We start from the raw sequence: 12794 nt of genomic DNA, 5'->3' as shown, positions 1-12794 counted from the left end.
GGCTATCCAAAAAGACCGATTGGCGTGTAGCCGCAGACTATACGTCTGCGTTTTTGATGTGGAAACGCAACCATTAAGGTTGCGCCTACGGTGAAATCTAACTTTTGAGACTGCCCCGGTTCAATAATGCTTTCAACCCGTTTATGCTGAAGGGAACTGCAACTTCCTGAGGAGTTCAACAATTGCCGGAAGAATTTCCCCGGATTTTCCAAGTAACACTTCATGAGCGAAATTGCTTAACTCCGTCGGTTCGATATTGATTTCAACAACGAATGCGCCTGAGCGACGGGCAAGAGTCGGGAGCGAGGCGGCGGGGTAAACAACTGCTGATGTCCCCACGACGAAGAAGACATCGGCAAACTCTGCGGCATTGACGCTTGCGTTCCACGCATCCGCCGGAAGGTTCTCACCAAACCACACTACGTCGGGACGAATCAAACCATTGCATGTTGTACAACGAGGCGTAGGTTCATGCAAAAATATTTCTTCGTTGGAGTAGTTTCTCCCGCAACCGATACAATAGTTCCGTTCGATATTTCCATGAAGTTCATGCACAATCGTACTTCCCGCGCGGCGATGAAGATTATCAATATTCTGTGTGATGACTTCAACGCTCTTGAACAACTGTTCCATCTCCACAATTGCATAATGTCCCGCATTCGGCAGAATGTTTTGCATGATGCGTTTGCGGTGTTTGTACCAATCCCATACAAGTTCCGTGTTGCGCATGAACGCATCGAAGTTTGCAAGTTCCTCCGGCTTCATCTTTTTCCAGATGCCATCTTCGCCGCGAAATGTCGGCACTCCACTTTCTGCCGAAATACCCGCGCCGGTGAATACGACAACGCTCTCAGCGAATTGCAATTTGTTTTCAAGTTTTGGTGAGATTGTCATTGGTCAATAGTCATTTGTCATTCGTACTTTATTTAACTGCAAAAATCTAATTAGCAATCAGCATTCAGAAATCTCCTCACCACTCACCATTCACTACTCACGAATGTTAGGAACCAACTCAAGCCGTTTCATTTGCGCCGAGCGAATCACGCTCCAATCGAGCGTTACCGTTCGGTACCCACCGTTGAGCCAGAGCGGAGTTTGGTCGTCGTAGTGCTCGTGGAGCGGCTGGCCCGATTGCCCCAGTTGATTGACCATCAACGCTCGTGCCGGTTGTGCGAGGTCAACAATCTGTCGCATTGACGGAGCGGAAAAAACATTGAACTGCCGGGTGAGTTTATAATCTCCCTTGTTGATTGTCGTTGCCGAACCACCCACAGGAAACGGTCCGACATTGAAGATGACATCGAGCGGCTTCCTCGCTCCAAATGTATGAGCAAACTCGACCCGGTGAATGTTTCCCCATTGCCAGTGTTTCATCTCTGCGCCGAGAAGTTCTTGCAACGTATCAAGCGCTTGTTGGAAACTGAGCCGGAGTATTTCATTTTTTGTTTCGATTTGTTCTGTTGAAATATTGTCGAACCAACGCGAACTATCAGCCGCTAATAACTGACTGCTGACACGATAAGGAATCGCCGAGAAGAAAACGAAATCACTGAACACATCACTGCCAAGTTCATCATCAAACGTGTTGTGAAGAAGTTGCACAAAAAATTCGTTGACGATAGTCGTTGCAATATCGTTCGCCGTACTTCTGTAATCCCAGTTGTGAAGATACTCCAGGGCGGCTTGTATTTGTGTCGTTGTCGTCGAATCGTCCGGAAATGCAGAAAGAATGTGTTGGCAAATCTCGCGGTGATAATATGAAAATACATCTTGCTGTATCAACTTGAAATCTTCGGACGAAGATTTTTCTGCCTCTCTCAACAACTCTTCAATGCGTTGGTAACGTGATGGCGGTTCCCAGAGGGTTGAGAGATAGTACGGATAGGTTTCATCTCCGAGTTTATGGTTTGCACAAACAATGTATCCGCACGACGGATTTATTTCATGCGGCAACTTTTCAAACGGCAGAAATCCTTCCCATTCTGTTATTCCTGTCCAGCCTTCAAACGGAAGCATAGCGTTTCCTTTCGTACGTAGAGGAACTGCAGCGGCTGTCCAGAAAGCAATGTTCCCTTCTACATCAGCATAGACAGCTGTTTGCCCGGGAACAGTAAGTTCCTTCAATCCATGTTCGAACTCGGTAATGTTCGTCGAGCGGTTCATCAGATAAAAACCGTGGAACTCATCGCTCATCTCGTAGCCCGTCCAGCGAATTGCGACGGGATTCTTTTTTATGGAGTCGCCATGTTGAATCGGGAGATTAACATCGTTGATAATCGGTCCGTGATGAGTCGAACGTACGGTCAGCGTCAAACTATCTCCCGATTTTGTTTTGATAATTTCCTCCCGCACTTCCATCGGAAGCAACGAGTTTTTGTAGTGATAAAAATACGGCTTCAACGAATCTTCCCGTTCGATGTAAAAATCAGCATCATCGAGCATTGCATTCGTAAAACCCCATGCAAGCGAATCGTTGTGGCCGATGATAACGAACGGCGAGCCGGGAATTGAAACACCCGCCACATTCCATCCCGGAGCGGTGAGATGAATTTCGTACCACCAATTCGGCGCAGTAACACGAAGGTGCGGGTCGTTCGCGAGAAGCGGTTTCCCGCTCATTGATTTTTCACTGCCGACAACCCATGCATTGCTCGCTCCCGATAAATTTCCAAGATTGAAATAATTTCTGTATGAACGGTTGACATCGAGAAAATCCGTCACGTCTGATTCATCAAGCATAGAAAAAGAGACCGTACTTGGGAACGATTCAGATGTTCCCGGTATGATGTCCTGAAATTTTTCCGGTGAAACCCGGCTTGCAATTTCCGCGTACGTTAAATCTGTCCACCATGCGAAGTTCAATTCCCACGCCATTAACCGGGCAACCAGCAAACTGTGTTGAACAGTCCATGGCTCGGGCTCGAAATTCAACATATCAAACTCGACAGGATATTTTCCCTTGTTCACCTGAATGTACGCGTTGATTCCTTCTGCGTAATCTTCGAGCAATCGTCGCGAGTCGGGATGGAGATTCCGTTCAAGTTTTTCCGCAAGCCGTGCAAAACCGAGTGTGCGGAAAAGTTTATCGTACTTCACCGTTGCTGTATCAAGCAACTCGGAAAGCCTGCCGGAACCGGCACGCCGCGCCAATTCCATTTGCCAAAGCCGGTTTTGTGCGTGTACAAATCCGACCGCAACCATCAAATCATGTTCGGTTTGAGCAGAGATATGCGGAACTCCCCATTCGTCATGAACAATCTCCACCGGTTTTTGGAGAGATGGAAGTTCAATGGTTCCGCCTGTTTGCGGGAAGGATTTGGTAACCAGATAGTAGAAAAAGAAAAACAGCGCGATGCCGATAATAAGAAGTGCAACGGCGCCGCCGAATAATATTTTTGATAATTTGGACATGCGGTTGGAAAGTATCAAACTTTCTCAAAAAGAAAAAAAATCCCGTCCTGAAATGTATCGGGACGGGATTATCTAAGATGTACATTTGAGGGTTTACGTAATCAGAATCTGTAACTTAAGGTTGTCATCAAATTGTTGGTAGTGATTTTTTCTTTCGTTTCCGAAAGAGGATTACCATAAACATCATCATGCCGGTAGTTGATGTGTGAGGTTTCCCAGAAACCATGGGAGAAGCCGATATCAACCATAATCACGTCAGCCAACAACACTCCCAAACCGCCGGTAACAAATTTTTGATTGAACGAAGTCGGGTCGTTTTTGTACGGCGAGGGAATGTATGCAAATCCGCCCCGAAGTCTCAATGAAGTTTCCGGTACGCTGAATTCCAGTCCACCATGTAGATTAAGCGTTGGATGGAAAATTTCTTTAATGTCGCTGTTGAATTGTTCAAGGTACGGGTCGGCATTCGAGAATTTCATCTGTGTCCAATCGGTATATTCAATATCCGCTGCAAGCATGATATCCTCTCCTGCAAGAGAAATACCACCACTGAAGACAAACGGCGTTGTTACATCGTATTCAGTTTTTCCGGCAATTCGGTAATTGTACGAATAATTCCCGTGCGTATCGGGTACATCAAACACGCTCGTTCCATCACTTGCGTATTCTTCCCGAATAGTATATGACGTAGGCAGTTTAATATTAAATCCGATACGAGAGCGAGTGGTAAACTTATACAACATTCCCATACGCATCGTAAAACCAGAAATTTCACCATCGACCGTGTTGATAACATTCCAACGACTCAGAGCGTAATCAGCGCCGTAGCGATTGTACTCATATTTATAGTGTGTATCCGATTCGGCAAAATCTCTATTATAAGTGTAAGAACCGGAGACAAAATTCAATGTACCGCCGAGAAATAAATTTTCTGCCGCTTCAACCGCTCCGCTAACCATCCAATTGTTAAGTCCGCCATCCTCCAGTACTCTTGCGCGTTGTTCAAGACTATCCTGAAGCGGAGTGTTTCCAACTGAATCAACGAGATACAATTCATAGGCTAAGTCACCATCTAACGAAGGAACCATGCTACTGTATGGGTTAAAACCTTTAAACGACAACCCGGTTGTAAAATCAACATTTCTACCGTACCCAAACGCCAGAACTAAACTTCCCTGTTTTGTCGGGAAGGAATAGACGAGTCCTAAATTATTCAGACTGGTTGTGCTGTTGGTAAACGAGGAAGCGTTTCCCTGAAATGTTGCATCGTTCCCGTACGTAAAGTGGGATAATCCGACAGACATTTCATTCCGTTTGATTTGTCCAAGTCCGGCGGGATTCCAGTACGCAGCGGAATAATCGCTGGCAACTCCGGTGTAGGTCATTCCCAAACCAAGCGAGCGGGCGCCGAACCCGGAACCCATCGTGGAAAGTCGAAGCGCATCTTCCGGGTACTGACTGAAAGTGTTTACTACCGCAAACGAAATCATGAACAATGACAAAACTATTCTTGTTATGGTTTTCATAACCAATGTATTCCCTTTGAAAAAATAAATCTAAAAACTATGGGCGACCGCCGCCGCCTCGTGTGTTACTTCCGCGATTTCCACCGGTGTTCTGGTTGCCGCTTGGCGGCGGAGTAGAACGGGGCGCGCTTGGCGTTGTTGATGATGCAGGAGGCGGTGTGTATGAAGGCGTAGTATTTCCCTGGTCATTTCCACGACGAGAACCGCCATCATTGTTGCCTCGATAGGTCGGTGTGTATTTCGGAACATTTGTATTCCCGCGGTCACGTCCGCGTGAAGTTCCGACGCGTGAATCTGTTCCGCGACCTTCGCGTGTTCTGTCATTCGAACGACCGCGATCCACGGTTGCATTTCTTTTTGTTCCTTCGCTGCGAACATTACGCTCTGTCGGTTTGTATGATTCTCTTCTTGAACCGCCGGTAGTGTTTACCGAATTTCCCGGACTTGGCGTACCGATACTTGAGGGGGAATAATATCCATCTCTTCCGCCTCCGTCAAAATCATCACGCGTAGTTTTTCCACGGTCTGTTCCGAAATCACGTCTTCCCCAGGAATATTTATCGGCAGGATAGCGGTAATAATAATTCGGATACCAGCCATACGAATAAGCCGGGTAACAAATATAAGGTGTTCCGCACCAGCCGCCATAATATCCTCCGTAGTAACTATTGTATCCGTAGTAACCGGAATTCCAATATCTGTCATAGTACCATGGATTACTGTACGCGGCGCTGAATGCAGTGGAAGGCCAATAGGATGAAGGATAGTAATAGGAAAAGCCGATACCTGCATGCCAGTTGTAATCATTGTCATGAGAGTACGCATAATCATCGTCATCGTACTCAGAAGATTCCTGGGAATCTCCCGATTCTTTATCCCGGTCATACTCCTGCTCTGATGAAGAATAGTCGCTACGGTCGTAGTCATCGTAATCGCGGGAAGTGCTCAACTGCGTATAACAACCAGAGAGCAGTAAGGCGAGTAAACTGAAAATTGCTAAGTAAATTGTAAATGATGATTTCATAATAAACCCTCGTTATAATAACGTTTGTTAAGTAACAACTGTGATGCCATTACGGTTCTTCATGGCTGAAAGAAATGTAGTCGAAAACGAGTTCAAAAACAACTCTTTTTTCTGTTTTATTAGATGATTGACGCAATGTGTTGTTTATTGAAAACAACCGTGTTGCTTATTCTCTACAAATCAGAAGGATTTGGTGTACTCTATCTGAATTGTCCTGATACCGGCTGAAAAATCCTGTTGATTTTGAATGACATCCTTCAGGTTCACTCCGAGCGAAAACTCTCTTGTCAGACTTGCCCGAAGCCCGATGTTCAGCAAGCCGCGTCCCCTATCTATTCTGTTTGATTGTGCAACAGAAAAGCCGTTGTCATACTCAAGAGTTCCTGAAAAAATGGAAGCAAATGTTTTTTCGAATCCAACAAAAAGGTTAAACGTCCGGTAATCGGTATCTTCAAGGCTGTAATGCATTCCCGCGTGAATACTCAAGTAGCCAAGCAAATTGAAATTCTTACTTGCCACAGCATAGACTCCGACAGATTTTGTCGTGTACCTGTTTGATGAATCAATGAATTTCCCTTTCCCCTGAGAATTGAAACCGAGAACAATTGCCGGGACATAGTACGTTTCCTCTACCGCACGAACTTTCACTGCTACTCCGAGATGCGGATTGAACTGCGCTCTTTGCACACCAATGACATTCGCTCCTCCGTACGCAACTCCGAGCATTAAACGATTGAACAATCCGACATTCGCGCTTGCCAACATTCCACTTTCTTCATAAAATTCAAGTGTGGCAGAAAAATTTCGATGGTACAACATTCCTGCAGTTGGCATATCTACAAGATTCAGTGGTTCGTTTGAGAGCCGAGTTTCTTTCGTGGTTTGAGCGGCTTGCCCGCCTTCGGCGGGTGAAAGCGGTGAGTAAAGTAAAAAATAAAAAATAAAAAGTAACAAAAGATGTGAGATGTGAGATATGAGTGGTGAACGGCAAGAAAAAATTGCATCAAGCATCCAGCATCGAGCATCCATCATCAAATATCTTTCAGGAATCATTTCAAACTTTCTCCCGAAGCGTATCCCACCATCGTGCAATCTTCGGCGCTGTCCAGACTGTGAACAACATGAAGAGCGCTCCGGCAAGTAAATCAATCACATAATGATACCGGAGATACACCGTTGCAACTATCAATAACGAACCGAAGAAATACAAAACATAACGCGATTTGAGTTTATACTTGTTAGCAAAATACAATACAATGAGAGTCATCTGGGTGTGTCCGCTCGGGAAGACATCGCGCTGTGCATGTTTGAACGCGTCGGATATTCCCGGTGGAATGGATTCGCCTGCGTTGATAATGTCACGGGTTATCTGCGTCAGCCACAATCCTGATAGTTCTGTATCGAGCAAGTAAAAATCATGAAGTGTGAACCGCGGACCCACTCCGGGAAACAACAAGTATCCGATGTAGGAAAGATAAAATCCGTACGACATGGTGAATGTAGAGAATGTAAATTTTTTGAAATCTTTTCTCATGTACAGTTCAATGCCGAGCGTCAGCATGATGAAATAGAAACTTGTGTATGCAATCTGCAAGATTTCTGTCAATGCCGGATGAATGAACTGTGCAAGAAACACTGTCGGATCTCCTCCAAACATCCATCGGTCAATTTCAATCAACGCGACGTCAATATCCGGCCGGGCGATGGATTGAATAATGACATGAATTTCTTTGAATGTGAAGAAAATGATTGGAACGGGATACCAATCATGCAACCAACTGATAGACGGGTGATGTGCACGGTAGGAGGAAAATGCAACAATGACGATGCTTGCAACAATATTCGCGGCTATCAGCCAAGAAGCAGTTTCAAAGGGAACAAAGAAAACATCGAGAACAGAAAGAAAAATTGCAAAGAAAATCACCAGAGCATCTACCGGACGCAATGGTTCGATGAAACGCGAGATGTTCATTCAGCGCGAACCGTTAGACAATCCAATGCAACATTGAAGTTGCCATACCGAGGAAAATCGTAATGCCAACGACGTCCTGAAATGCAGTTTCAAACGGACCTGCTGTTATTGCCGGGTCAAACCCCAATCGCTTTGAAAGCATCGGTGTTACCGTTCCGACAAATCCGGAAATATTAATCGAAATCATCATTGAGAGACCGACGACAAATCCGAAGACGGCATTCCCCTGCCAGATTCCCGCAACAATTCCCAGCGCCGCGCCGCAAACGCTTCCGAGAATGAGTGTCGTCTGAAATTGTCGGACGACCGGATGCCACCAGTGGTCAAGTGAAATATGTCCCGTTGCAATACCGCGAACAACTAACGCAGCGGATTGAAGTCCTGTATTTCCCGAGAGAGCGGAAATTATCGGCATAAACGAAGCGAGAAGAATTACCCGGCTAAGTGTTTGGTCAAAATAGTGAACGACCATTCCTGCAAAAAATTCAAGCAAGAGTGTGATGAGAACCCACGGCAGTCGTAGCATAGCAATCTGAGCGGGGGAACGATGCTCAAGTTCTTCAGCATCAGAACCGACCATACGGGCAACGTCTTCGCTGTGTTCCTGCTCGATAACGTCCACGATGTCGTCAATGGTAATGACGCCGACCAATTTGCCGATGTCATCCACAACAGGAAGCGTAACCAAATCATATTTTCGAAATGTTGCGGCTACTTCTTCCTGGTCAACATCCGTTTTTACGCTTTTCACATTCGTGTCCATCACTTTATAGACGCGTTTGTGGGGTGAACTTAATACAAGCGATTGCAACGGCATCACCCCGACGAGCACTCCTTCATCATCAACTACATAGACGTGGTAAATTGTTTGATTTTCTTTTGCCTGCTCGCGTACTCCGCGGATTGCTTTGTGAACTGTTTCCCGACGATGAACGGAAACGAATTCCGTTCCCATGATTCCGCCGGCAGTATCTTCCGCATAACGAAGAAGTTCTTTAACGTCAGCAGAATCTTCGGCGGGCATCGCCTCAAGAACTTTTTCTGCAACCTGTGGAGAAAGTTCTGAAACAACATCGGTAGCATCGTCAGAGGCAAGTTCGCCGACAAAACTTGTAATTTTATCTGAAGAGAGTACGTCGAGTAGTTGTTCACGGATTGCAGGGTCAAGTTCGAGGATGACCTCGCCGGCAGTTTCTTTATCAAGCAGATTGAAGACAAACTCGCGGTCTTCCGCTTCAAGCCGGTTGAGAAGGTCGCCGATATCAGCCGCGTGAAGGTCGAAGAGAATGTTGAGCAACATCGCCCCGGCGCGTTCGTGAATCAGTTCACGAATATCCTGAAGCAGTTCTTCGTCCACCTCGATGGTCTTCACGCCTCGACGTCGGGGAATGATGATAGCATCTTCCGTCACGACGGTCTGTTCAATATCTCGTGCTTGTTGGCTCATTCCTGAAGCGCTTGTTCTATTTCGTTTGTCAGTTCTGTGAATTGTTCGGGTGAAAGTTGTTCGGCGCGTAATGTTGTATCAACCGAAATGCGGGCTAAGATACGAACAACTTTTGTTTCTTCAAACGGTAAATACTTCAAACTGTTGCGTAATGTTTTTCTTCTTTTACCAAACGCCGTCTTTACGACAGTACGAAAGAGTGATTCATTCGCACGGAACGGTAGTTCATCAAACAGAGAAAATTGTATGACGTTCGATATTACTTTCGGCTTCGGGTAGAAGCAGTTTGGTGAGACGGCGAACATTAATTTCGCTTTTCCATAGAACTGGCATAAGACGGAAAGAATTCCGTACGCCTTCGTCCCCGGCTTGGCTATAAATCTCTGTGCTACTTCTTTTTGAATCATCATCGTTAGGTCGCTGACTGCCTCCCGTTCATCCAAAACTTTAAAAAATATTTCGCTGGTGAGATGGTACGGAATATTCCCGACCACGCGAAGTTTTTGTTTGAATTGTGAACTGAGTTTCCGTAAATCCGTCTGAAGAAAATCCTGATGAATGATGCTGACTTGCTCTGATTCAAATTTCTGTTTTAACGATTCAACAACGCGTCCGTCAACTTCATACGCGATAAGCCGACATGAACTACTGAAGAGTTGTTTCGTCAGCGCTCCCTGTCCCGGTCCGATTTCTACAACAACATCATCCGATTTGGGATTGATGGAAGTAGCAATTTTTCTGGCGATGTTATCATCAACAAGAAAGTTTTGACCGAGAGATTGTTTGGGTTTAACATACATGTGGTTGGAGATTACGGTTTCTTCAACAACTTATTCAACCCCTCACCCAGTTTCTTTTTCAACTCATCTTCAACTTTCTTTTTTCCTTCATCCACTTTTTTCTGTAACGCTTGTTTTGCCATTTCTTCCTGCGGCTTCGTGTCAAGTTTCAAAGTCGGACTTGTGTGCATTCCACCGACGAGAAAACTCAAACTGATTCTCCCTGATTCATCTTTGAAAAACTGCACAAGTTGATCGCCAACGCCGGGGAGTTTTAACCGGTCGGAAACGGAGCCGGGAAGTTTGATATTTAAATTGTAATCGAGCGAGCCATCCAATCCTTGTGCGCCGTTCACGATAAAATCCGTCTGTCCGCTTTTAATTTTCAAATCATTGATGTTCACTTTGCCGTTAGAAATCGAAAAGATGTTTGACCAATTGTTGATGTTCACGACTTTCAGTTCATCAAGACCAGTAAACTCCGCAAGCGACGTCGTTAGCGCGAAACCAAGAAGTTTTCCATCGGTCACGCTCACGTTTCCGTCGCCCGTTAATGCCTGACGAACAAGACCAAGCGTGTCGTCAAGTTCACCGGTCAGTTTAGTTTTCATCGTCAGTTTCCCGTACAAATTCTTTCCAAACGAAGTGAATTTCGAGAGCATCGAATTGGATTGCACGCCTTTGATGTCGAGGTCGAAATCGAACGGGCGTTTCTTTTCATCCCGCAAATCGAGCGTCCCTTTGGAAACTACATTTCCCTCAAACGCATTCACCGAAAAGTTGTTGAGTTTGACAATTCCTTCTTTGATAGACAACACGCCTTTCGCATTCGTGAATTCGAATTTTTCCGTCACCAACTTCCCGATGTTCACGTTTGCATCCACGTCCATCCCCGGTAGCATCATCGCTTTCTTTGGTCCTTCTTTTTTATTCTCAGAAGTTCCGGCAGATTCTGTTTCATCCGACATCAAATCAACAGTGCGCAACTGTTTTGAAGTGAGCGAAACCGATGCAGTCGGCTTTCCCGCCTTCGCCGCTTCTTTCATCACCATGCCGAGATAGTTTTTCATAAGAAACGAAAGCGTCAAATCAGATTCGCCCATCATCATGCTCAGTTTTTTCGATTCGATATTTTGATTGTTGAACGTAATCATTCCGTTCAAATTGCTGACGGGAGATTTCGAAGTTGCTGTTCTGATGGTTGCGTTTTGAAATTCAATCGCGCCGATTGCTTTGATACTTTCCGGAGTTTTTGCTTTTCCATCGAGCGAGAGATTTCCTTTCATCGTTCCGGTCAGTTCCGTTCCCGCTTCGAGCGGATAAAATTCTTTTACCTGATTCAGATTGAGCGAGCCGTTAAACGATGCCGTGACATACGGGTCATTGAAATCAACCACTTTCATGCTTCCGCCGATGTTGTTCCCGCCAAGCGATGCGGAAAGTTTGCTCATCTCAAAACTTCCGGGGGGCGGATTCTTTCTCTCCCCTCTACGAGGTCGTAGACCCGCCGGACGAATGAACGAGCCAACAACATTCAGGTTTGAAATTGATTTCGGTAATGAAGCGTATTGCACCGTTCCGTTCTCGACGGAGAAATCTCCCTTCACTTCCGGTTGCACATCATAATTTGATTCGCCCTTCATCGTGATAACGCCTTCAACCTTACCGCTGCTCGAAAGTCCGCTCGTTGCTTTGAGAAAATCGGGAGGAATGAGCGAGAGAACCTGCTTCATCTCTCCGTTCGTTGCGGTGATGGTAAGGTCGAAACTTCTGTCGTTGAATACATTTATGATTTTTCCTGTAATCTTCGCGGGAAGTTCACCCATTGTCATTTCGACATCGTCGAGCGAAAGTGATTGACGGTCTTCATGAAATGTCATCGTACCGCGCGCTTTGATGGGAATATCTTTCACAAAAAACATTTCGAGCGAACCGTAACTGAATTTGCTCATTGACGCTTCTGCCTTCAGTTCGATAGAACTCTGCGTTGGCATCTTCGTCGCCGAGGCAGTTTGGTTGTATCCGGAAATGAACATCCGAGAATCCCCCTTCTTATCTATAAAAATGATTTCACCGTCGCGTACATCAAAGTTTGAAAGAAGAAGCGTACCGCTCTTATCGCTCGTTACTTTCACTTCACCGGTGCTTTGTTCTTCCGGTTGCTCGTCGGAGTAGTTTGTCATTCCTTCACTTGTTACTTCGAGATAGAGCTTCGGTTTATCAATCAGCAAATGCGTCATCTCCAACCGGCTGCGCAGAAGTTCCATGATTTTCACTTCAAGGTCAATCGTTTCAACAGAAAGAAATTCGTCCCGGTCAAACGTTTCCCCTTCCTTGTTTGAGATTTTCAATCCTTCGATTCTAATGGAAAATCTTGGAAGAATGGAGAACGAAGCATCCCGCACCGTTACTGTTCGATGCGTTGACGCCTCGATTTCCGGAATGATGAGTTCCTTGAGCCGTTCGCTGGTGAAATATAAATTGAGTGCGAGAATTCCTACAAAAAGAATAATGAGAGGAATCGAAAGAATGCCAATCCAAATTTTTGATGTTCTGCTGAGAGCCATAATCGTGTTTCTGAAATATGAATACGTGCAGAGAAAATATACCGAAACTCGGTGCGAATGACAAGGGA

Annotated in this window: 9 protein-coding genes; all 9 read right to left on the bottom strand. The window is 45.5% G+C overall.

The window, feature by feature from the left end; all coding sequences use genetic code 11:
• Nucleotides 1–141: 141 nt before the first annotated feature.
• The gene (locus HY960_13960) at nucleotides 142–894 is read right to left on the bottom strand and encodes an NAD-dependent deacylase (GenBank protein ID MBI5216853.1); all 753 of its coding nucleotides are present in this window, start codon (nucleotides 892–894) and stop codon (nucleotides 142–144) included.
• 93 nt (nucleotides 895–987) lie between these two features.
• Entirely contained in the window at nucleotides 988–3411 is a 2424-nt protein-coding gene (locus tag HY960_13955; protein ID MBI5216852.1) for a penicillin acylase family protein, read from the bottom strand.
• Nucleotides 3412–3512: 101 nt separating this feature from the next.
• Complete coding sequence (locus HY960_13950; protein MBI5216851.1) at nucleotides 3513–4937, bottom strand: outer membrane protein transport protein; 1425 nt, start codon at nucleotides 4935–4937, stop codon at nucleotides 3513–3515.
• Between the two features lie 37 nt (nucleotides 4938–4974).
• A complete protein-coding gene (locus HY960_13945) occupies nucleotides 4975–5961 on the bottom strand; it encodes a hypothetical protein (protein ID MBI5216850.1) in 987 nt (328 codons plus the stop codon).
• 180 nt (nucleotides 5962–6141) lie between these two features.
• The gene (locus HY960_13940; protein MBI5216849.1) at nucleotides 6142–7014 is read right to left on the bottom strand and encodes a YjbH domain-containing protein; all 873 of its coding nucleotides are present in this window, start codon (nucleotides 7012–7014) and stop codon (nucleotides 6142–6144) included.
• 1 nt (nucleotide 7015) lies between these two features.
• Entirely contained in the window at nucleotides 7016–7933 is a 918-nt protein-coding gene (locus HY960_13935) for a phosphatase PAP2 family protein (GenBank protein MBI5216848.1), read from the bottom strand.
• Between the two features lie 13 nt (nucleotides 7934–7946).
• Nucleotides 7947–9380, bottom strand: coding sequence for a magnesium transporter (gene mgtE, locus HY960_13930; protein ID MBI5216847.1), 1434 nt, complete (start codon nucleotides 9378–9380; stop codon nucleotides 7947–7949).
• The gene (gene rsmA / locus HY960_13925) at nucleotides 9377–10180 is read right to left on the bottom strand and encodes a ribosomal RNA small subunit methyltransferase A (protein ID MBI5216846.1); all 804 of its coding nucleotides are present in this window, start codon (nucleotides 10178–10180) and stop codon (nucleotides 9377–9379) included. The genes mgtE and rsmA overlap by 4 nt, the downstream gene beginning before the upstream one ends.
• An 11-nt stretch (nucleotides 10181–10191) precedes the next feature.
• On the bottom strand, nucleotides 10192–12726 hold the full coding sequence (locus tag HY960_13920; GenBank protein MBI5216845.1) for an AsmA family protein: 2535 nt from the start codon (nucleotides 12724–12726) through the stop codon (nucleotides 10192–10194).
• Nucleotides 12727–12794 lie beyond the last annotated feature (68 nt).

The sequence above is a fragment of the Ignavibacteriota bacterium genome (assembly GCA_016212665.1).
Classification (GTDB): Bacteria; Bacteroidota; Ignavibacteria; order UBA10030; family SZUA-254; genus FW602-bin19.
This window is presented reverse-complemented; position numbering and strand designations above follow the sequence as displayed.